General features: G+C 63.7%; 21 protein-coding genes. 12 read left to right on the forward strand and 9 right to left on the reverse strand.

The genetic code is table 11. From position 1 onward, the window contains the following. Positions 1–17: 17 nt before the first annotated feature. Both RBH77_RS20805 and RBH77_RS20810 read left to right on the forward strand, forming a co-directional pair. On the forward strand, positions 18–1,202 hold the full coding sequence (locus tag RBH77_RS20805; RefSeq protein ID WP_371832807.1) for a glycoside hydrolase family 25 protein: 1,185 nt from the start codon (positions 18–20) through the stop codon (positions 1,200–1,202). A 310-nt stretch (positions 1,203–1,512) separates the two neighbouring features. Beyond that, the gene (locus RBH77_RS20810; protein WP_311029471.1) at positions 1,513–2,934 is read left to right on the forward strand and encodes an ArnT family glycosyltransferase; all 1,422 of its coding nucleotides are present in this window, start codon (positions 1,513–1,515) and stop codon (positions 2,932–2,934) included. Positions 2,935–2,991: 57 nt separating this feature from the next. On the opposite strand, the gene purD is transcribed toward RBH77_RS20810, so the two are convergent. Continuing rightward, positions 2,992–4,254, reverse strand: coding sequence for a phosphoribosylamine--glycine ligase (gene purD, locus RBH77_RS20815; RefSeq protein ID WP_311029472.1), 1,263 nt, complete (start codon positions 4,252–4,254; stop codon positions 2,992–2,994). A 137-nt stretch (positions 4,255–4,391) separates the two neighbouring features. Between purD and ubiA the strand changes: the two genes are divergently transcribed. Beyond that, positions 4,392–5,375, forward strand: coding sequence for a 4-hydroxybenzoate octaprenyltransferase (gene ubiA, locus RBH77_RS20820; protein ID WP_311032633.1), 984 nt, complete (start codon positions 4,392–4,394; stop codon positions 5,373–5,375). An 18-nt stretch (positions 5,376–5,393) separates the two neighbouring features. Here the strand turns inward: ubiA and RBH77_RS20825 are convergent, their stop codons facing one another. Continuing rightward, the gene (locus RBH77_RS20825; protein WP_311029473.1) at positions 5,394–5,957 is read right to left on the reverse strand and encodes a DUF6101 family protein; all 564 of its coding nucleotides are present in this window, start codon (positions 5,955–5,957) and stop codon (positions 5,394–5,396) included. A 532-nt stretch (positions 5,958–6,489) separates the two neighbouring features. Between RBH77_RS20825 and RBH77_RS20830 the strand changes: the two genes are divergently transcribed. The 4 genes from RBH77_RS20830 (at position 6,490) to RBH77_RS20845 (ending at position 7,984) form a co-directional block, all read left to right on the forward strand. Continuing rightward, on the forward strand, positions 6,490–6,699 hold the full coding sequence (locus RBH77_RS20830; protein ID WP_311029474.1) for a cold-shock protein: 210 nt from the start codon (positions 6,490–6,492) through the stop codon (positions 6,697–6,699). 108 nt (positions 6,700–6,807) lie between these two features. Beyond that, positions 6,808–7,035, forward strand: coding sequence for a hypothetical protein (locus RBH77_RS20835; RefSeq protein WP_311029475.1), 228 nt, complete (start codon positions 6,808–6,810; stop codon positions 7,033–7,035). A gap of 50 nt (positions 7,036–7,085) precedes the next feature. Further along, positions 7,086–7,349, forward strand: coding sequence for a DUF982 domain-containing protein (locus RBH77_RS20840; RefSeq protein WP_311029476.1), 264 nt, complete (start codon positions 7,086–7,088; stop codon positions 7,347–7,349). A 263-nt stretch (positions 7,350–7,612) separates the two neighbouring features. Next, positions 7,613–7,984, forward strand: coding sequence for a hypothetical protein (locus RBH77_RS20845; protein ID WP_311029477.1), 372 nt, complete (start codon positions 7,613–7,615; stop codon positions 7,982–7,984). Between the two features lie 295 nt (positions 7,985–8,279). On the opposite strand, the gene RBH77_RS20850 is transcribed toward RBH77_RS20845, so the two are convergent. Continuing rightward, positions 8,280–9,710, reverse strand: coding sequence for an FAD-binding oxidoreductase (locus tag RBH77_RS20850; RefSeq protein WP_311029478.1), 1,431 nt, complete (start codon positions 9,708–9,710; stop codon positions 8,280–8,282). A gap of 9 nt (positions 9,711–9,719) precedes the next feature. Further along, positions 9,720–10,694 (reverse strand): L-threonylcarbamoyladenylate synthase, encoded by a 975-nt coding sequence (locus RBH77_RS20855; RefSeq protein WP_311029479.1) that lies wholly within the window; start codon positions 10,692–10,694, stop codon positions 9,720–9,722. 197 nt (positions 10,695–10,891) lie between these two features. On the opposite strand from RBH77_RS20855, the gene RBH77_RS20860 reads away from it, so the two are divergent. Further along, positions 10,892–11,440, forward strand: coding sequence for a hypothetical protein (locus RBH77_RS20860; RefSeq protein WP_311029480.1), 549 nt, complete (start codon positions 10,892–10,894; stop codon positions 11,438–11,440). 20 nt (positions 11,441–11,460) lie between these two features. On the opposite strand, the gene glyS is transcribed toward RBH77_RS20860, so the two are convergent. Beyond that, a complete protein-coding gene (glyS, locus tag RBH77_RS20865; protein ID WP_311029481.1) occupies positions 11,461–13,827 on the reverse strand; it encodes a glycine--tRNA ligase subunit beta in 2,367 nt (788 codons plus the stop codon). A gap of 114 nt (positions 13,828–13,941) precedes the next feature. Between glyS and RBH77_RS20870 the strand changes: the two genes are divergently transcribed. Beyond that, complete coding sequence (locus RBH77_RS20870; protein WP_311029482.1) at positions 13,942–14,157, forward strand: ribbon-helix-helix protein, CopG family; 216 nt, start codon at positions 13,942–13,944, stop codon at positions 14,155–14,157. Continuing rightward, on the forward strand, positions 14,151–14,516 hold the full coding sequence (locus RBH77_RS20875) for a type II toxin-antitoxin system VapC family toxin (protein ID WP_311029483.1): 366 nt from the start codon (positions 14,151–14,153) through the stop codon (positions 14,514–14,516). Before RBH77_RS20870 ends, RBH77_RS20875 begins: the two co-directional genes overlap by 7 nt. An 11-nt stretch (positions 14,517–14,527) precedes the next feature. Here the strand turns inward: RBH77_RS20875 and RBH77_RS20880 are convergent, their stop codons facing one another. Both RBH77_RS20880 and RBH77_RS20885 read right to left on the reverse strand, forming a co-directional pair. Then, on the reverse strand, positions 14,528–15,112 hold the full coding sequence (locus RBH77_RS20880) for a cysteine hydrolase family protein (protein ID WP_311029484.1): 585 nt from the start codon (positions 15,110–15,112) through the stop codon (positions 14,528–14,530). Next, positions 15,112–16,062, reverse strand: a complete 951-nt coding sequence (locus RBH77_RS20885; protein WP_311029485.1) for a glycine--tRNA ligase subunit alpha — start codon at positions 16,060–16,062, stop codon at positions 15,112–15,114. Before RBH77_RS20885 ends, RBH77_RS20880 begins: the two co-directional genes overlap by 1 nt. A 215-nt stretch (positions 16,063–16,277) precedes the next feature. Here RBH77_RS20885 and RBH77_RS20890 point away from each other — a divergent pair, with 215 nt between their 5' ends. Together RBH77_RS20890 and RBH77_RS20895 are read left to right on the forward strand one after the other, a co-directional pair. Further along, a complete protein-coding gene (locus tag RBH77_RS20890; RefSeq protein WP_311029486.1) occupies positions 16,278–16,586 on the forward strand; it encodes a hypothetical protein in 309 nt (102 codons plus the stop codon). A gap of 40 nt (positions 16,587–16,626) precedes the next feature. Next, entirely contained in the window at positions 16,627–16,944 is a 318-nt protein-coding gene (locus RBH77_RS20895) for a hypothetical protein (RefSeq protein ID WP_311029487.1), read from the forward strand. A gap of 56 nt (positions 16,945–17,000) precedes the next feature. On the opposite strand, the gene RBH77_RS20900 is transcribed toward RBH77_RS20895, so the two are convergent. Together RBH77_RS20900 and RBH77_RS20905 are read right to left on the reverse strand one after the other, a co-directional pair. Continuing rightward, entirely contained in the window at positions 17,001–18,794 is a 1,794-nt protein-coding gene (locus RBH77_RS20900; protein ID WP_311029488.1) for a tetratricopeptide repeat protein, read from the reverse strand. Between the two features lie 146 nt (positions 18,795–18,940). Continuing rightward, complete coding sequence (locus tag RBH77_RS20905; RefSeq protein WP_311029489.1) at positions 18,941–19,957, reverse strand: polyprenyl synthetase family protein; 1,017 nt, start codon at positions 19,955–19,957, stop codon at positions 18,941–18,943. Between the last annotated feature and the right edge of the window lie 11 nt (positions 19,958–19,968).

A 19,968-nucleotide genomic window follows, 5' to 3' on the forward strand; every position in this document is an offset into this window, starting at 1 on the left:
CGTCACGAGGAAGCCGGATGCCGAACCTGCCGAAAGCGCTCGCCCGAAGCGCGGCCGCGTTGGTCGCCGCGGCGATGCTGTGGCCCGCATACGGGCACGCCTCCGATTTCAGCAAGCCGTGGCTCAGGCCGGACCGCGCGCTGGTGGTCGACGCCTACGAATATAATTCCATCGACTGGACGAAGCTTGCCGAGGACAAGCGCGTCGTCGGCTTCATCAACAAGGCGACGGACGGGCTACCGCCGCCCGCGAAATGCGAGGATGACGACGATGTGCAACTGCGCCTCTGCAAGGCGCTGTGGAAGCGCTACTCGGTGGCAAGGGAGCTTTTCCGTACGCGACGCACTATTGCCAAGGCGCTCGGGCTGAAATGGGGCGCCTATCATCTGGCGCGGCCGGGCAATCCGATCGACCAGGCCAACCATTTCATCGATTTCGTGGAGCCCGGACCGGACGATCTGGTAGCGCTCGATATCGAGGAGAACGATCCGTATAGGTGGATGTCGCTCGCCGACGCGGAGGAATTCGCACGCCATGTCATGCGCCGTATCGGGCGCTATCCGGTGCTCTACACCAACAATGTGACGGCAGAATTCATCGCGGCGCACAAGGACGAGTACCCGCTCCTGTCGCGGCTGCCGCTCTGGTACGCGCGCTACAAGCCGGAAATCGCCGATCATTTTCCCAAGGGCAATTGGGACGGCTACACGCTGTGGCAATTCTCCTCGCAGGCGAATTGCAGCGTCCGCCAGTGTCCCTATCGCGTTCCCGGCACACCGACCGATATCGACATCAACGTCGCGGCGATGGATGCCGACGCGCTGCGCAAGGCCTGGCCGCTCGACGCGCTCGTGGATCGCAAGGAAGAGCTGATCGTCAACGTGCCGGTGCCGTTGGGGCGTGAAGAGGCGCTTTCGGGGGGTGAACCCATCGTCTGGGCGACGGTCGATCCGACAAGCGACGCAAAGCTGCTCGCCGCAGCGTATGCGCGAGCCGGCAACCGCTATCCGGCTGGGGGTCCGCCCGTGGAGGACCCCACGGCGCGGCTCGCCGAAGCCCTCCTCGCTTATCTCGGCTCACTGGGGGAAGGCGTGCTCGCCTATGCCGGGCTGGATGCGTCCTCGCCGGGGGTCGACCCGATCACCATCGCGGCGATCCCTGTCGAGGAAGCGAAAGGCGACCCCCTTCCGCACGGGCCGTAGCGCAGGCAATCGCCGGACGAAGGCATTTTTTCGCCCGGTGGAGCTTCCGGCACTGAAACCCGTTTCGGCCGCTGGACACCCCAGAAACTCTACGATACGACATCAAAGACGGAGCGGTTGGGTACGGAAACAAACCGACCCAGCCGAGCTGCCAGAACCTTCTCATCAAACGGTCCCCCCCACCCTTCCCGGCGAAAAGCGTGGGGTCTGCTTTTGGCGGAAATCAATGCCCAACCGCACTGGTCAAGGCCGTTTTGAGAACCGAGGCGCGCCGAACCTTCGGACGCTGGCTTCCGAATACCTTGGATCGGTGGCGTCCGATCGGATCCTGCCCTACCTTTTACTGGCTCTCCTTTTCGTAACCACGATAGCGTTCCGGCCAGTGCTGCCGGTCGATGAAACACGATATCTCAGCGTTTCATGGGAAATGCTCCTGAAAGGCAGCTACATCGTTCCGACGATGAATTTCGTGCCTTATTTCAGCAAGCCGCCGCTGCTTTTCTGGCTGATCGACATCTCCTGGGGCGTTTTCGGCGTCGGCCGCGTTTCGGCGCTTCTGGTGATATTCGTGGCGTCATGCCTATTCATCTATCTGACGACACGCCTGGCGCGGGCCCTCTTTCCCGATGCCGCGGCGCTCTCCAGACGCATGCCGTGGCTGGTCCTGGGCAATGTGGCCTTCATCATCTATTCCAGCCTGATCCTCTTCGACATCCTGCTGACGGACTGCATCGTCGCATCGTTCCTGTCGTTGCTCCTGTTCGCCAGAGGGCGCGGCCGCCGATATGCGCTCCTCGCCGGGTTTTTCATCGGCTTAGGCCTGCTGGCCAAGGGCCCGGTGATGCTCATCCATGTCGGCTGGCCGATCGTTCTTTACCCGATATGGCGCAACCCGGACGGCGAGCTGACCCCGGGGCAATTCTATCGCGGTGCCCTACTCTCGCTTCTCGCCGCTCTCGTGGTCGTGCTGTTCTGGCTCGTGCCGGTGGTCGCCCATATGGGCGATGCCATCTACAGCTTGATATGGAGCCAGTCCGCCGGCCGGATCACCGGCACTTTGCGGAACTCCCACGACCGGCCCATCTATTTCTACGCCCTGCTGCTGCCGATCATTGCCCTTCCCTGGCTTCTGTCACCGGAACTATGGCGTTCGGCGTCACGCATCAGGTCGCAGGGCCGAAGCCTCCTTTCGGCGGCGGACCGCCGGGCGCTTCGTCTGCTCCTGTCATGGAGCGTCGGCGTATTCGTGACGTTCAGCCTCATCTCCGGAAAGCAGCCGCACTACCTCGTTCCCCTCATTCCCCTGATCACGATCGGCATCGGATACTTGCTGGTGTCGGCGCCGCTTCTGCCGATCAGGAGTTGCGCGGTGCTTTTGCTGGTGGCGGCCGGGATCGGCCAGGCGGTCGCCTCGCAGACACTATTTAGACGTTATGATCTCCAACCGTTGGCGAATTATATCGCCGAGAGACGCGACGCGGACTGGGCTTTCGCCGGAGACTACCAGGACCAGTTCGGTTTCCTGGCGCGGCTGGAAAAACCGTTTGTGGAGATCGACAACACCCAGGTCGGGGATTGGATGGCCTCGCACCCGAACGGCTACGTCATCATGACGTTCAGGCATGCACCGAAGGTATCCGACGGCGTGGATTTCAGCATCCGGGCCGACAGGGGCTATTTCGGCGTCCGGAAGGCAGGCGATCCCGGAGCCCGGACAGGGTCCGGAAGCTAGGGCGAAGGTTACGCGAAGGCCGGCCTTCCCGTCTTCATCGCCGGCGTACCCGCAGTCTCATCCAATCGCGCGCCAGCCGATATCGCGCCGGCAGAAGCCGCCCGGAAAGCCGATCCTGTCCACCGCCTCATAGGCTTTTCGCTGCGCTTCGACGACCGTACGCCCAAGGGCCGTCACGTCGAGCACGCGGCCGCTGGCAGCGACCAGTCGTCCGCCCTTCTCCGCCGTACCGGCCTGGAAGACGATCGCTCCGTCCGCTTCGGCCGCCCCGATCCCGGAGATCGGCGCGCCCTTTTCCGGGTTCGTCGGATAACCCTTCGCCGCGATGACGACGGTAAGCGCGGCCTCGTCACGCCAGCGGACCGACATATGGCCGAGCTGACCGTCGGCGGCAGCTTGCATGAGGACGAGGATATCGTCCTTCAGACGCGGCATCAGCACCTGGCATTCGGGATCGCCGAAACGGACATTGTATTCGATGAGCTTCGGCCCGTCGGCCGTCAGCATCAGGCCTGCATAGAGGATGCCCGAAAACGGCGCACCTATTTCCGCCATGCCGCGCATGGTGGGCTCCACGATCTCGCGCATGGCGCGCTCGATCATCGCTGGTGTCATCGCCGGCGCCGGCGAATAGGCGCCCATACCGCCGGTGTTCGGCCCGGTGTCGCCGTCACCGACGCGCTTATGGTCCTGCGCGGTGCCGAAGGGCAGCGCGGTCGTGCCGTCGCAGAGGCAGAAGAAGCTCGCCTCCTCGCCTTCCAGATATTCCTCTACGACGACTTCGGCGCCAGCGCCTCCGAACGCCCCGTCGAAGCAGGCATCGATGGCGGCCAGCGCCTCGCCTTCATTCATCGCGACGGTGACGCCCTTGCCCGCCGCCAATCCATCGGCCTTGACGACGATCGGAGCGCCGACTTTTTCGACATAGGCCCTGGCGTCTTCGGCATTACCGAAGCGGCCATAGGCGGCGGTCGGGATGCCGTAGCGGGCGCAAAGATCCTTGGTGAAGCCTTTCGATCCCTCCAGCCGCGCCGCCGCCGCCGATGGCCCGAAAACGCGAACACCCGTCGCCCGCAGCGTGTCGGCAAGCCCGGCGACCAGCGGCGCCTCCGGGCCAATCACGACAAGGTCGATGGCCTTCTCCCGGCAGAACGAAAGGACGGCTGCATGATCAGAGGCGTCGAGCCCGACGCACTCCGCCTCCTTCGCGATGCCCGGATTGCCCGGCGCGGCGAACAGCCGCGTCAGCATCGGAGACGCCGCGATCTTCCACGCCAGCGCATGCTCGCGCCCGCCCGAGCCGATCAGAAGGACGTTCATGAAGGCGTTGCCGGCGTTTTCATGCTCCCCTGCTAAGGGAGCGGGGCACCCGGATCAAGGTTCCGCGGCTTATACTCAACGGAAAAGACAACCGCTTCCGCTTGACGCCCCGCCTCTTGCCTGCCACTCCCATCTCCATGGAAAGCATCCAGTCACGCGCCGGACAGGGTCGGGTTGCAGATGCGCCTTCGGGCCATTGGGTTTATCGCGCCTTGCCCACATGGCTATGGCCCTATGCGCAGCTTGCGCGCTGGGACCGGCCGATCGGCTGGTGGCTGCTTCTTTGGCCATGCTGGTGGTCGGCCGCGCTGGCCGCAAGCGCACACGCCGAGCCTGGCATACCCCTGTGGTCGGCCCTGCCCTCGCCCTGGCATCTCCTCTTCTTCCTCATCGGCGCCATCGCCATGCGCGGCGCCGGCTGCACCTATAACGATCTCGCCGACGAGGACATCGACGCCGCCGTCGAGCGGACGCGTTCGCGGCCCTTGCCTTCGCGACAGGTGACGCGACGGCAGGCATGGGGCTTCCTCGTGCTGCAGGCGTTGGTCGGGCTGGCGGTGCTCGTGCAGTTCAATCCCTTCGCTATCCTCCTCGGCATCGCGTCGCTCGCCATCGTCGCCGTCTATCCCTTCATGAAGAGAATCACCGACTGGCCGCAATTCGTTCTGGGACTTGCCTTTTCCTGGGGCGCGCTGATGGGCTGGGCGGCGCATTACGGCTCGCTCGACTGGCCGCCGGTCCTGCTTTATGCTGGCTCGATCCTGTGGGTGATCGGCTACGACACGATCTACGCCCACCAGGACAAGGAGGACGACGCGCTGGTCGGCGTACGCTCAACCGCGCGGCTCTTCGGCAACAATACGAAATGGTGGCTGGTCAGGCTCTATGGTGGCGCGCTGATGCTGATGGCGATCGCCTTCGCGCTGGCGCGTGTGCCGCTGCCGGCACTCGCAGGCCTGGTCGCGGCCGGCTTCCATATGGCCCATCAAATCCGGGTGCTGGATATCGACAACCCGGACCAGTGCCTGAGACTGTTCCACTCGAACAAGGTCGTCGGCTGGCTGATCTTCGTCGGCCTTCTGGCCGGTGGAATATGGGCGAGCCTCGCGCCGCTGATATAGCGGCAGGCGCGGCCAAGCTCATTGCCGCGCGATGATCTCCTCGCCATCCACGATCAGCCTGAGGCCGAGATCGCCCGGCTTGCGCCGCGCAAGGAAACGCGGGCGCCTTGTGCGGACCGGCCTGCCCTTGCGCCGCTCCTTCGGCGGCTCGGTCTTTACCGCACCGAGCGATTCTTCCAGCGTGCGGGCAACTCCGTCCGCCTCGATCAGAAGCATCGGCAGCCGGTAGGCGTCCGACCAGGCGCGCCAGTCGGCGGCGACATCGTCGAGATTCTCCGCCACCAGAAGCGGCACGGCCAGCATGGGATCATTGTGCAGCAATTCGAGCGTAACGGTCACACAGCCGTCTCCGTCCTCGATAGCGCGCGCGGCAACGCCGCGGAACGCATTGGCAGGCAGGATCACCGTCACCGGCAACCCGCTCTTCTCGAGCAGGCGCCGGATGACGACGCCGCGCTGGTCGATGGTGAAATGCACGTCGCCGAAATCATCGCGCGTCGCGTAGCTCGTCGCCTGCGGCAGACGAAACGGGTCGAGCCGCATGTTGCAGCCCGCCCAGACTGGTTTCAGCCCGGTGTTCATGTTGACGCCTTCCTGCTTCTCCCGAGAGCCTTTGCGGTTCTCGCGGGCCGGTGTTCCCGGCCTCGTTTATGGCGTGAAGGATAGGCGGCGCTCCTTACCGGCGGGCTTAAGGAAGTCGGTTAAATTTTCGCTGATCGCGCCGATGGTTAGCGCTTTGCGACCCAAGGTAAGGAGATGAAAGGACAATTGAAGCAAAGGTTAAGCCAAGGGGGAAACGGCTTGGCGGCGGCGCACGGTTGGCTGCCGCACGGGAGCGCCGGCGCATGGCTCGCCGAAATTGGCTGCACGGCACAAGCAGCTCGACCGGAAATATTCGGCGGCATCCGTTTCACCGGCAGATGAAAATAAACAATTTTCGGTCGCGCCTTGTTTCCAACACCTTTAAACTGTATCTTCTATCGGTCGATCTTGTTGATGAACTTTGTTGCTGCGCTACGGCGCCCTGACGATCTTCCCTCTCAATTTCGAAGAATACGGCGTTTGGCATTCGGTCAGGCGTCGAAAATCTATGCCGATTTGAAAGGAAATCGCCATGAATACGGGAACGGTCAAGTTCTTCAATTCCACCAAGGGTTTCGGCTTTATCGAACTGGGTAACGGCCAGCCGGACGTTTTCGTCCACATCTCCGCCGTCGAGCGCTCTGGCATGCAGTCGCTGGTCGAGGGCCAGAAGGTCAGCTTCGACATCGTGAAGGACGCCCGGAACGGCAAGAGCGCCGCCGAGAACCTTAAAGCCGCGTAAGGATAAATCGCGCTTCTGGCCTTTGACCACGGATGTACTGGCACAGGCCGTCGAGGCGCCGAGGAGAAGGTCGGGTTCGCCCGGCCTTTTTTGCATTGGGAGCTACATATGAGGAAAGCCATCCCTGTCGACAACGTCTTCAAACCGAAGCCATCGCAGGCTGAACTACGGGTTGACGCGACAACGAGGGCGGCACAGGCCATCATAAGTGAGGAAGTAAACGCGCGCGACGCCAAGACGGAGCGTCTGCGTGCCGCCCGGTTGGCGCTAGAGGCGACGGAGGAGCCCCCGGTGCAAAAGATCAGCGCAAAAAAGAAGACACGCCGCAAACGTTGAATAAGGTGCCCGCCAGGCACCCAATCCCTCAACAGGAGCAGGGCCCATCAATGGATCGCAAATCCTTCAAGGCGCCGGTTACCGTCTACCTCAAGGATTCGAGGGAATTCCGCGTCATCTGCGACCTGGCCAACGCTTCCGATTTCCTTTTCGACCATTGGGCTGGAAACGACAGTCCCGACTGGACGTTTGCGATGAACAAGTGCAGCGCCGCGATGATGGGAAAGGCGCCGGCCGACGAGGCGCGAACGGCGTTCATCGCAGCGACGAAAGCGGCAGGAATGCAGATCAACTGCGAAATATCGCTACCCTGAGATGAATATCAAATGGCATCGGATACTAAAGGCCGCGATGATGCTCTTGGCCGCCGTAATCGCCGTCTACCTGCTCATGCACATCCAATAGGATTTCCGGTCGAAGAATACTCCGACCGGCATGTTGGGATGGCCCCGCCTTCACCAATCATAAACCATATTCCTATCCTGCACCGAACTGCCGTTAGGGCATATACTGTCGCGGCATCAGGAAACCACCTATATTGGCGACAGGCGCGGGCGGGCCGTCAGGAGGTTCTTGGATGGCTTCCCTGTCCAAACTCGCGCCGGAAGTGGACGAAAAGATCCAGCGTGTGATTTTCGAGGATCTGCAGGTCAGGCCGCTGTCTTCGGTCGTCTCGGTAAACGGCCTCGTCGCCTATATCCGCACGGCCGTGCCCGAAACACGCCGCACCGACCGCCAGCTTGCAAAAATGGCTTTCGACGCGGCGATGCAACTCGGCCTCGTGCCGGTCTACGATCCCGAGGTTCCGGCATCCGGCCCGCGCGGGGATTTCCGCGGCGGCTACGGCTACGGGCACCGCGCCCACAAGCCCGATCCGGATGCCCGCTACGGTTTCGAGCCACAGGGCGTCCGCCCGCTGCCGGTCAAGACGCGCAGCAGGTGGCGGTAGCCGGCAATCCGGCGATCAGTCGATCCTCAAGCGGAACATGCATCCCATCCGGCCGTTTCCTCGACAGGAAACCGCCGGAGACGAGAGATGAAAGAGAAAACCCCGATCGGCAATCCCGATAGCCTGCAACGGTCAAGGAACCAGCGCGCGCCGGCCGGAAGCATAAACCTAAGGGAGACCGGCCGTCACGTTGCCAGGCATTTCCCCGGCACGGAGCGAGAGCCCGAACTCGAACCGCCTTTCGAACTTCCGCCGAAGAAACATAGCGGCAACAGGAATTGAACCACCCGTTCCGTCAGATCACCTTGCCGGGGTTCATGATGCCGAGCGGGTCGAAGACCTCCTTGACGCGGCGCATCAGGTCGATGGCGACAGGCGGGGCGGTGGCGGCAAGCTCATCGCGCTTCAGCGTGCCGATGCCATGCTCGGCGGAGATCGAGCCCGAAAGCGCGCGCACGATATCGTGCACGGCCTTGTTCACATCGCCGTAGCGCTTCAGGAACGCCTCGCCGTCTGCACCGATCGGCTGCGAGATGTTGAAGTGAAGATTGCCGTCACCCATGTGGCCGAAGCCCACGATCCGCGCGCCCGGCACCACCTGTTCCACCGCCTTCGACGCGCGTTCGATGAATTCGGGGATCGAAGCGACCGGTACGGATATGTCGTGCTTGATCGAGGTACCCTCGGCCTTCTGTGAATCCGGCATGGTCTCGCGCAGGCGCCACAGCGTCGCCGCCTGCGCCAGATTGGCGGCGAGCGTGGCGTCGACCACCAGCCCGCGCTCCAGCCCGTCGGCGAGGATTTCTTCGATCAAACCGCGCGCATCCTCGGCTGAGCGCCCCGACGACACCTGCATCAGCACATACCAGGGGCAGGCGGTCGCCAGCGGCGCGGTGGAATCGGGGATGTGGCGGACGGTGAAATCGAGGATGATGTGCGGGATCAGTTCGAAGGCGGTCAGACCGCTGCCCGCACGGTCGAGCGCCAGATTGAAAAGCTGAAGCGCCTTTTCCGGCGATTCCAGCCCTACCCATGCAACCTCGTTGCCGCGAGGCTTCGGGAATAGCTTCATGACCGCCGCGGTAATGACGCCGAGCGTGCCCTCCCCTCCGACGAAGAGGTCCTTCAAATCGTAGCCGGTATTGTCCTTCTTCAGCTTGCGCAGATCGTCGAAAATGTCGCCGTTCGGCATGACCACTTCGACGCCGAGGCAGAGTTCACGCGCGTTGCCATAGGCAAGCACGCCGGTGCCGCCGGCATTGGAGGAAAGGTTGCCGCCGATGCGGCAGGTGCCCTGGGAGGCGAGCGACAGAGGGAAGAAACGGTCGGCCGCGTCCGCCGCCTCCTGCAAATTCTGCAGGATGACGCCGGCCTCGGCGGTGATCGTATTGGAGCGGGTATCAACCTCGCGGATGCGATCAAGCCGTTGAAGCGACAACACCAGCTGACGCCCGGACCTGTCCGGCATCTGGCCGCCGACGAGGCCCGTATTGCCGCTTTGCGGCACGATCGCGGTGCGCGTCTCGGTGGCGAGCTTCATGATCCGGCTCACTTCGTCAACCGTACCGGGCCTGAGCACAAGCGGGCTCCTGCCTCCATAGAGCCCGCGCGGTTCGTTGACGTATGGCTCTATATCGGCGGGTGAATGGAGCGCGAAGCGGTCGCCGACGATCGCCACGAAACGGTCGAGCAGCGCCGGCTTGAAGTCATTATTGTCATTGAGCATGGGGTGATCCTAGGCAGAGATGCCGTCGATGTCACGTGGGGCGGCGGCGCGGCGCAAACGGTCGTTGATGGCTTCGCCGAGCCCTTCGGCGGGTATGGGCTCGACGGCGATGACAGCCGCGCCGGTCGCGTCGAGTTCCCGGAGCATGGAGAAAAGATTGGCGGCGGCCTCGTGCGGATCGCCCTTCGGCGACAGATTGCAGACGGCCTTCGCACCTTCCGCTCCCTTGGCGCGGGCCGGCCCGAAGGCCATGAGCGCCTCGCCCCGAGCGATTTCCGTCACGTTCAGCCTTACCTTGGCGCCGGGCGCATAATGTGAGGTCATCATGCCCGGCGCCTCGAGACCGGCCTTCCTGCCGCGCTCGAGCTTGACGCCAGCGACGGCTTCTATTTCCTCCGCGGCGAGGCCGCCCGGCCGCAACAGCCGCAACCTGCCGCCCTCGGATTTGACGATGGTGGATTCCACGCCGACCGGCGTCGGCCCGCCATCGACGACGAGCGCGATCCGGGCACCGAGATCGGCGTTGACGGCGGCGGCGGACGTGCCGCTGATGCGGCCCGACGAATTGGCGCTCGGCGCCGCCAGCGGCCGGCCGACGCGAGCGATGAGGCGGGAGATGAAGCCGGTTGGCATACGCAATGCGATCGTGTCGAGCCCCGCCCTCACCAGTGGATGGATTTGGGCGCTCTTTTTCAGCGGCAGGACGAGCGTCAGCGGCCCCGGCCAGAACTTTTCCGCCAGAAGCCGCGACAGCGGATCGAATTCGCCGATCGCGTCGGCCATCTCCATATCGCTGACATGGACGATCAGCGGATTGAAGCGCGGCCGGCCCTTGACGTCGTAGATGCGCGCCACCGCCTCGCCGTTGGTCGCGTCAGCGGCAAGGCCGTAGACGGTCTCGGTCGGGACGGCGACCGGATTGCCGGCCAGGATGAGCTTCGCGGCCTTCTCCAGCGCTTCTTCAGCCGTCAGGACCACCGCCACGATCACTACCCTTCATTAACCGTGTCGTCACCTAAGCCTGCCATTCGCCGCTGGCAAGCGCCGCGGGCACGCTTTCGTTAATGACTAGAATGCTAGTGGTTTTCGCAAGATGGCGGCAAGCATCCGCTTCTATCCTTATCGGACGAGTTAGCTGTGCGGGGCAGTTCTTGTTGACGCGGACAATCGCAGGGCTGGCCTTGGCGACGCTCCTGACGACGGGGGCGGCTTCGGCGTCGTCCTTCGTCACGCCCGCGCCCATGACCGCGAAACTCGGCCCTTCCATGATCATGCTCGGCGGACCGGCCATCAAATCGGCGACCGCGAGCAATCGGACCAAACCAGCCGAAACCATCGCCGCCGCGATTGACGAAGCGCCGCTCGATTATCCGTTCCCCGGCAGCAAAGGCAGCGCCGGGCTCACGCCTGCCGGCGATGCCGAGTTCGTGCGCGTGAGCGCCTCCATCATCGCCATGGCCGAACCGGAACCGTGGGTCAGCTTCGAACAGGTCGCGGCGGTGGACAAGGACACGGACGACAGCGAGGCCGAGCGGCGTCGCGAGTTTTTCGGACCCCTACCGACAGTGATCCGCGGCGGCGTGGTTGACAATGGCGGGTCGGCGCCAGCCACCGTTCCAGCCGCTTCCTCGCAGTCCGCATCCTCTTCACGGCAACCGCAGAATAAGCCCAACACGCCCCCGCCGGCGCCGCTGCCCGCCAGCATCGTCCCGCAAACAAAAATCCAGTAGCTGCGTCAGCCGCCGGGCTTTCAGCCGGCTATTCGGGAGAAATCGGCGACCTGGCCTGTCGCTTCGCGAATGCGCGCCAGAAGCGCAAGGCGGTTGGCGCGCACGGCCTCATCCTCGGCGTTCACGAGTACTTCCTCGAAGAAGGCATCGACCGGCCCGCGCAGCGCGGAAAGCGCGCGCATGGCGGCGGAAAAGTCCTGCTTTCCAATGGCTTCGCCGGCTTCCTTCTCAGCCTGATTCACCGCCGCGAAGAGCGCTTTTTCGCCCGCTTCGGCGAAAAGCGCCGGATCGACAGCGGCGGCGATGCGCGTGCCCTTCTTCTCCTCCGCCGCAAGGATGTTCGCCGCGCGTTTGGTGCCCGCGAGCAGGTTCTTGCCGTCCTCGGTGTCGAGGAAGGTGGAAAGGGCTTCCACCCGGCGGACGATCAGGAGGAGATCGTCGTTCGATGAAAGCGTGATCTCCCCCCTTGAGGGGGAGATGCCCGGCAGGGCAGAGGGGGGTGCACCGGCGACGGTTTCCCTCCCCTCTGTCGGTTTCACCGACATCTCCCCCTCAAGGGGGGAGATTCCGCTCGCCAACACCGCGTCGATCAGGTCATGCCGCGCACCTTGATCACGCAGATAAACTTTCAAGCGATCGTGGAAGAAGGAGAGGAGGTCCCTTTCGGCCCATTTCGAGAGCCCCAGCCGCACCCCATTCTCGACCAATATCCGAATCACGCCCAGCGCCGCGCGCCTCAGCGCATAGGGATCCTTCGACCCCGTCGGCTTCTCGTCGATGGCCCAGAAGCCGGTGAGCGTGTCGAGCTTGTCGGCCAGCGCCACTGCGATCGATACCGGATCGCCCGGCACGCGATCAGACGGGCCCTGCGGCTTGTAGTGTTCCTCGATCGCTGTGGCGACGGAGGGATGCTCGCCCTGCAGTGCCGCGTAGGTGCGGCCCATCTGGCCCTGAAGCTCGGGGAACTCGCCCACCACTTCGGTCTGCAGATCGGCCTTGGCGAGGATGGCGGCACGGCGGGCAAGCTTCGGATCGGCGCCGACGACCGGCGCCAGTTCCTCCGCCAGCCGTGCGATGCGCTCGACGCGCTCGCCTTGCGTGCCAAGCTTTGCGTGGAAGGTGACGCCGAGATGGTCGAGGCGGGCCATGCGCTGGTCGAGCGGCTTCTTCAGGTCGAGGCCGAATTTTTCAGCCGAAGCCTTCAGCCGGTCGAGGTCAGGCAGGTCGGCCTGGTCCGTCTTCCAGAAATGCAGCGCGTCGGACAGGCGCGCCCGCACTACCTTGCCGTTGCCGCGCGCGATCTCCGCACCGTCGTCCTTCGCCTCGATATTGGCGGTGAGGAGGAAATGGTTGGAGAGTTGCACCGAGTCCCCCTCCCCCTTGTGGGGAGGGGTTAGGGGTGGGGGTATATCGGCACGGCCGTTACCCCTACCCGCGGCTTCGCCGCGACCTCCCCACAAGGGGGAGGTGGGCCGGGTGACAAAGCATTTCTGGTTGGCTCTGATCGTCAACCGCACGATCTCGGAGGGGATCGACAGGAAATCCTCCTCGAATTCTCCCATCAGCACGACCGGCCATTCGACCAGCCCGGAAACCTCTTCCAGCAGGCCCTCGTCCTCGACCAGTTCCAGCCCACGCGCGAAGGCGAGGTTCCTGGCGTCTGCAAGGATGATCTCCTTGCGCCGCCCGCCGTCGAGCACGACCTTCGCAGCCTCGAGCCTGGCCACGTAATCGTCGAAGCGGCGCACGGTGATCGCGCCCGGCGCGTGGAAGCGATGGCCGTAGGTGACGTTGCCGGCGCGGATACCGTCGATCTCGAAATCGACGACCACGGGCTCTTCGGTCTCAGGGCCGAAGGTGCAGAGGATCGATTGCAGCGGCCGCACCCAGCGCAGCGCCTCGCCGCCGCGCCCCTCGACAGCGCCGTAGCGCACACCCTTCGGGCCGGAGGCCGCGCCCCAGCGCATGGATTTCGGCCACGGGAAGTTGCGGATCACACCGGGCAGCAGGTCGGCGATGATCGCTTCCGCCGCCCTGCCCGGCTTCGAGATTACGGCCACATAGAAATCGCCCTTTTTCGGGTCGGTGCGGATTTCGGCTTCTTCCACAGAGGAAAGCCCGGCCGAGCGCAGAAACCCCTGCACGGCCTGCTCGGGCGCCTTTGTCGAAGGTCCCTTGCGCTCCTCGCGCACATCGCGGGAACGAACCGTCAGCCCGCGCACATCCAGCGTCAGCCGACGCGGCGTCCAGTATTCGCGCGCCGCCTCATAGGTCAGCCCGGCATCGACCAGGCCGTCGGTGACCAGCTTCTTCAAATCGCCGGCGGCCTTGCGCTGCATGCGGGCAGGGATTTCCTCGGAGCGGAGTTCGAGCAGAAGGTCGGGCATTTGAAAAGGTCTTCCGGTTTGCGCGTCCGCCCTACCAAGGCCGATTGCGCTTGTCACCATTAGCTCTATATATAAGCGATATATGTTGCCGATATCAGTTATCGTGAGATAGCCATGCGCACCCTTATCAACATGGACGAGAAGCAGATTCGCGAACTCGACCGTCTGGCGAGAAACCAGAACCGGTCCCGCGCGTCGGTCGTTCGCGATGCCGTTTCCGACTATCTGCAACGCCAGACAACGGACGCCCGGAAGGATGCATTCGGCCTTTGGGGCCGGCGAAAGGTCGATGGCCTGGCCTATCAGGAAAAGATGCGCGGCGAATGGTGAAAGCGCTTTTCGACACCAACATCCTCATCGACTATCTCAACGCGGTGCCGCAAGCCCGCAATGAATTCGGCCGCTACGAAGCGATCAGCATCAGCGTCATAAGCTGGATGGAAGTGCTGGTCGGTGCCCCTCCGGAAGTGGAAGAGGCGACGCGCGCCTTCCTCGCCGGCTTCGGCATGATCGAACTCGATCGTGAGGTCGCCGAGCGCGCCGTCTCGCTGCGCAGGGAACATGGAATCAAGCTCCCAGATGCCATCATCTGGGCAGCGGCTGACATCCATTCGCTGCTGTTGGTGACCCGCAATACGAAGGATTTCGGCGAAGACACACCCGGCATCCGTGTGCCGTACGTACTCTAGAAATCCCTACCTTAAACCAGCGCCTCGGTATCGCAGACAATGGAAAACCGATCGGCGAGCGCGGCAAGCTCGGCGCGATGGAGATCGGCAGCCGAGATATCGCCCCTTCCGGTTGGCAGGTCGCGCGTGGCGCAGGCATCCGCCGCCACGGTCGTCTGGTAGCCGAGGTCGAGCGCGGCGCGCGCGGTGGAAGACACGCACATATGCGTCATGAAGCCGGCCAGCACGAGCCGCTTCGCGCCCATGGATTTCAGGGTCTCGTCCAGCGTCGTGCCCGCGAAGGCATTGGGCAGCGGCTTTTCCACCACCGTCTCGCCAGCCTTTGGCGCGGCTTCGTCGGCGATGGCGAATGCCTTCGTCGCCGGATCGAAGAGGGCGCCCGCGCGGCCGCGATGCTGGACATGGATTATCCGGCCGCCATCGGCACGCGCCCTTTCGAGCAGCCGCGCGATGTTCCGGAGTGCCGGCTTAACGCCGGTCAGCGGCAGCTTGCCGTCTACATACTCGTTCTGCGCGTCGATGACGATCAGCACAGTGTCCGAAAGCTTCGGCGGGGTCAGGTCCGCACCCGCCATCCCAAGCAAGGTCTTCGCCATCAGGCCGCTTCCCTTTTCATGTTCATGCCGCCGGCTTCGGTCTGGAGGAACGCCTCGCCGCAAGCCTTGGCGAGATTGCGCACGCGCAGGATGTAGTTCTGCCGCTCGGTCACCGAGATCACCCCGCGCGCATCGAGCAGGTTGAAGGCGTGGCTGGCCTTGATGCACTGGTCGTAGGCAGGCAGCACGAGCTTGTGCGGCCCATTATGGGTCGGCGCCCCTGCCTTGAGCAGCGCCGTGCATTCCTTCTCCGCGTCGTCGAAATGCCTGAACAGCAACCCGGTATCGGCGAATTCGAAGTTGAAGCGCGAATATTCCTGCTCGGCCTGTAGGAAAATATCGCCATAGGTGATCCTGTCGGCCCCTTCCAGTCCATTGAAATTCAGGTCGTAGACGCGGTCGACGCCCTGGACATACATCGCCAACCGCTCCAGCCCGTAGGTCAGCTCGCCCGAAACAGGCGCGCATTCGATGCCGCAGACCTGCTGGAAATAGGTGAACTGCGAAACCTCCATGCCATCGCACCAGCATTCCCAGCCGAGCCCCCAGGCGCCGAGCGTCGGGCTCTCCCAATCGTCCTCGACGAAGCGGATATCGTGCAGAAGGGGGTCGATGCCGATCGCCCCCAGCGAGCCGAGATAGAGTTCCTGCAGATCCGGCGGGTTGGGCTTCAGGATCACCTGATATTGATAATAGTGTTGAAGCCGGTTGGGATTCTCGCCGTAGCGGCCGTCCTTCGGCCGCCGGGAGGGCTGCACATAGGCCACGTTCCACGGCCTCGGCCCGAGCGAGCGCAAGGTTGTCGCCGGATGGAAGGTACCGGCGCCGACTTCCATGTCGTAAGGCTGCAGGATGACGCAGCCATAGGCCGCCCAATATTCCTGAAGCGTCAGGATCAGGCCCTGGAACGAACGGCTCGGGTGCAGATGGTCGGGCAGGTTTCCGGTCACGGGATGCTCTGGCAGCTTGAAAACTGCGCACGTCCTAGAGCCTTTCCCCGCTGGAGGGAAGAGGTCGCCCAAAGGTTCGCTCGCAACGGCGTTCCTCACGATTGCTCGCGCAAACGTGATCGCAAAGGTTGAACGACGGGAGGAAGATCGCTCGTTTCTATTCGTGACCGCGGTTAGCCGGGCCGTATCACCTGCCGATCAAAAGGAACCCATAGATGAAATCCGTCATCTCAGCTTTTTCCTCAGCCATCATGATCGCCCTCGCCGTTTTCGTCGTTTCCGTGACATCCGCTTCCAAGGCGGCCGCCGACGCGGCCGGCGAGACAACCGACCCGACAACCGGTTATCGGTGCGTCAGTCCGGGCTGTATGAGCGTCAGGTTGCCTGATGCCGACTGCATATGTGTCAAGCGCAACCCGGGCGAGACGGATGCAAGAAAAGTCCTCCTCGCCTGCTCGACCAGGGAAAGCGGACATTGGGTCGCCTGCCCGGTCAAGCCGCGCTATGGTATCCCGACTCGATAAGGCCGACCCTGAACTTGCCGCCATTGCAGGAGTGTAGAGAATGAAAACCAGCGAAATCCGCTCAATGCGCATGCTTGTCGCAGGGCTCGCTGCGGCCGGCGCCGCACTGCTCCTTGTCGCATCCGCCGCGTGGGCCGACGAATTTCCGGGCGGCCGCGAGAACCGCGACTGGGTCACCGGCCTTCAGTGCGTCGGCACCTGCCAAACCGTTCGCCTGCCGAACGCCGATTGCATCTGCCGCAAGATGAATCCCGGCGAAACCGACGTGCGCAAGCTGGAACTGCAATGCTGGGGCATGGAGCACGGCCGCTGGGTAGCCTGCCCGGTGAAATCGCCCTACGGCATAACGGTGAACTGACGGCTATCCGGCCGTCATCAACCCTGAGGAAGAAGTTGATGACGGCATAAGCCAAATCAGCTCTTGCGGCCGTCATCCTTGCCGTCCTTGTCCTGGGCGGCAGGCGAATTCTCCGGACTTTCGGCGGCCTTTTTCGGCTCGATCGGCGGCAGGCCCTCGGCAAGCTTCTTCTGGACGCTGGCCAGCGTCTGCGGGTCGGGATGCATGTCGCTCGCATGGCGCCACTGGTAGCTCGCCTCGAGCTTGCGGCCGACGCGCCACAACGCATCGCCGAGATGGTCGTTCAAGACCGGGTCCTCGGGTTTCAGCGAGACGGCGCGCTGCAACTGTACCAGCGCATCCTGGTAGCGACCGAGCTTGTAGTAGGCCCAGCCCAGCGAATCGACGATGTAGCCGTCGCTCGGGCGCTGGTCGACGGCCTTGCGGATCATCTTGAGGCCGTCCTCGAGATTGATGTCCATGTCGATCCAGGAATAGCCGAGATAGTTCAGGACCTGCGGCTGGTCCGGCGAAAGCTTCAGCGCTTCCTTGAAATTGGGCTCCGCCTTCGGCCATTCCTTCAGCCGCTCATAAGCGATGCCGCGACGGTAGAAGATCGTCCAGTTGTCGGCGGTCGGATTGGGAATACGGGCGACGGCCTTGTCGTAGAGTTCGGCGGCGGAGCGGTAGTCCTCCTTCGCCGCATAGACGCCGCCGAGCGCCAGGTAGGCCTTCATGTCGTCGGGATCCTGCGCCAGCACGGTCTTGAGGTGCTCTATCGCCTCATCGTGGCGGCCTATATCGGCGAGATCGAGCCCGACCTGCATCTCCGCCACACGCTTCATCGGCGAATCGGGCGATATGCGCTTGAAGAAGGCAATCGCCTCCTCGGTGTTCTTCTGCTGGTCGGCCACGACGCCGAGTTGGAGCAGGAGGTCGTTGCTCTTCGGCGCGAGCACCAGCGCGTATTCGAGATAGAGGCGCACGAAATCCTCGCCGCCGGAGCGGTTGAGCGCCGCGCCGAGATCGAGCAGCACCTCGGCCGCGCCATCGTTGACGCTTCCGATCATCGGCTGAACGGTGGCGCCTGCCTTTATCTCCTTGCGGAGCGCGGTGATCGGCAGTCGGTCGGGCGCGAACTCGTCCGCCTTGTCGAGCACGGCGAGCGCCTCGTCCTTCTTGCCGGAACGGTAAAGCAGGCGGGCATAGGCCTCGGCCGCGCGCATATAGGTATCGGGCGCGGCGGCGCCGGCGGGCGCGTTGTCGAGCGTTTCCTTGTAAGCGGCCTCGGCGTCGGTCTTGCGGCCGGCAAGCTCTGCGATGAGCGCGCGATGGTAGGAGACGAAGAGCGTATACCACTCCGGCCCGTCGAGCTTCTTCAGATAGGAGAGCGCCTCGCCCGTATGCCCCTCTCCCTCCTTCGCCCAGCCGGTCATGATGCCGGTGATAAGCTTGTCGAGGTCGGATTCCATCGCCAGCTTCAGCCAGTTCTCGGCGTCGCCGTACTTCTTGTCGCGGAAGGAATCGACCGCCAGCGCCAGCCTCGAAAAACGCTCGACGCGGGCGACCTTCTTCAGCTTGCGGGCGTAGGGCAGCGCCCGGTCGAACTGGCCGTTCGAGATCAGCGAGACCATCAGGTTCTGCTGCAGATTTTCATTATCGGGATCGAAGGAAAGCGCGCGCGTGTAATAGGCGATGGCGTTCGGAAGGTCGCCGTCCGCCTCGGCGACACGGGCGGCGAGAAAGGCGCCGGCGAGTGTATCCGTACCGAGATCGCCAGCCTCCTTGCTGGCATGCGCAGGCAGGGCGGCTACCAGCATCGAGGAGGCGAGCAGCAATGTCGCGATCAGTTTTCCGCTTGCCTGCGGCATGTCATCCCTTTCCTGTGCCGAAACGCCGCCCGCGCGGTCGGATTCTATCGGGCATTCAAGCGGCGAAGCATGGCCTTTTTGCGATGAAGGTCAATCTGGCTGACCGTCGCGCCAACGTCGATAGACTCAAGATACGAGGCAAACCTTTACGATACGCGACTGATGCAGAAATCGATGACTTCGAGAAGCGCCGATTTCTGCGGCGTCGGCTTCAACGGCGCCAGCGCGTCGCGGGCGATCTCGCCGAAATGGCGGGCGCGGCCGATCGTGTCTCCTATGGCCGAACGGCGCGCCATCAGGTCGAGCGCCTTTTCCAACTCGGCATCGCCGTTTTCGCGGCCTTCGATGGCGTGCTTCCAGAAATCGCGCTCCTCCGCCGTCCCCCGGCGATAGCTCAGGATGACGGGCAGCGTTACCTTGCCCTCGCGGAAATCGTCGCCGACATTCTTGCCGAGGTCCTTGCTCGAACCGCCATAGTCGAGCGCATCGTCGACGAGCTGGAAGGCGAGGCCGAGATTGGTGCCGTAGGAGCGCAGCGCCGCGCGGTCGGAGCGCGAAGCGCCGGCGATGATCGGCCCGACCTCGGCGGCGGCCGAAAACAGCGCCGCCGTCTTCGCCCTGATCACGGCGAGGTACTCGTCTTCCGTCGTTTCCAGGTTCTGCGCGGCGGCGAGCTGCATCACCTCGCCCTCGGCGATGACGGACGCAGCGGTCGACAATACGTCGAGCGCATCGAGCGAGCCGACATCGACCATCATGCGGAAAGCCTGGCCGAGCAGGAAATCGCCGACCAGCACGCTCGCCTGGTTGCCCCAGATCATGCGCGCGGTCTGCCGGCCCCTTCGCATGCCGCTCTCGTCGACCACATCGTCGTGGAGGAGCGTGGCGGTGTGCATGAACTCGACGCTGGTGGCGAGTTTCACATGGCCCTCGCCGGAATAACCGAACATCTGGGCGGCGGCGAGCGTCACCATGGGCCTCAGGCGCTTGCCGCCCGACGAAATCAGGTGCTCGGCGATCTGCGGGATCATATCGACGTCGGAACCCGCCTTCGACAGGATCAACTCGTTGACGCGCGCCATGTCGGCGGCGGTCAGGTCGAGCAGCCTGCCGATCGTCGGATTGCCCCTCTTGCCCTCTTCAAGCGATAGAACGACGCCCAATGCGGGTACTC

This window comes from Mesorhizobium koreense, from assembly GCF_031656215.1.
GTDB lineage: Bacteria > Pseudomonadota > Alphaproteobacteria > Rhizobiales > Rhizobiaceae > Mesorhizobium_L > Mesorhizobium_L koreense.

Excerpts from the sequence above, each read along its gene's own strand:
- RBH77_RS20805 (WP_371832807.1), top strand. The coding sequence starts at position 18 with ATGCCGAACCTGCCGAAAGCGCTCGCCCGAAGCGCGGCCGCGTTGGTC.
- purD (WP_311029472.1), bottom strand. The coding sequence starts at position 4,254 with ATGAACGTCCTTCTGATCGGCTCGGGCGGGCGCGAGCATGCGCTGGCG.
- ubiA (WP_311032633.1), top strand. The coding sequence starts at position 4,392 with ATGGAAAGCATCCAGTCACGCGCCGGACAGGGTCGGGTTGCAGATGCG.
- RBH77_RS20825 (WP_311029473.1), bottom strand. The coding sequence starts at position 5,957 with ATGAACACCGGGCTGAAACCAGTCTGGGCGGGCTGCAACATGCGGCTC.
- RBH77_RS20830 (WP_311029474.1), top strand. The coding sequence starts at position 6,490 with ATGAATACGGGAACGGTCAAGTTCTTCAATTCCACCAAGGGTTTCGGC.
- RBH77_RS20835 (WP_311029475.1), top strand. The coding sequence starts at position 6,808 with ATGAGGAAAGCCATCCCTGTCGACAACGTCTTCAAACCGAAGCCATCG.
- RBH77_RS20840 (WP_311029476.1), top strand. The coding sequence starts at position 7,086 with ATGGATCGCAAATCCTTCAAGGCGCCGGTTACCGTCTACCTCAAGGAT.
- RBH77_RS20845 (WP_311029477.1), top strand. The coding sequence starts at position 7,613 with ATGGCTTCCCTGTCCAAACTCGCGCCGGAAGTGGACGAAAAGATCCAG.
- RBH77_RS20850 (WP_311029478.1), bottom strand. The coding sequence starts at position 9,710 with ATGCTCAATGACAATAATGACTTCAAGCCGGCGCTGCTCGACCGTTTC.
- glyS (WP_311029481.1), bottom strand. The coding sequence starts at position 13,827 with ATGCCCGACCTTCTGCTCGAACTCCGCTCCGAGGAAATCCCTGCCCGC.
- RBH77_RS20870 (WP_311029482.1), top strand. The coding sequence starts at position 13,942 with ATGCGCACCCTTATCAACATGGACGAGAAGCAGATTCGCGAACTCGAC.
- RBH77_RS20875 (WP_311029483.1), top strand. The coding sequence starts at position 14,151 with ATGGTGAAAGCGCTTTTCGACACCAACATCCTCATCGACTATCTCAAC.
- RBH77_RS20880 (WP_311029484.1), bottom strand. The coding sequence starts at position 15,112 with ATGGCGAAGACCTTGCTTGGGATGGCGGGTGCGGACCTGACCCCGCCG.
- RBH77_RS20890 (WP_311029486.1), top strand. The coding sequence starts at position 16,278 with ATGAAATCCGTCATCTCAGCTTTTTCCTCAGCCATCATGATCGCCCTC.
- RBH77_RS20895 (WP_311029487.1), top strand. The coding sequence starts at position 16,627 with ATGAAAACCAGCGAAATCCGCTCAATGCGCATGCTTGTCGCAGGGCTC.
- RBH77_RS20900 (WP_311029488.1), bottom strand. The coding sequence starts at position 18,794 with ATGCCGCAGGCAAGCGGAAAACTGATCGCGACATTGCTGCTCGCCTCC.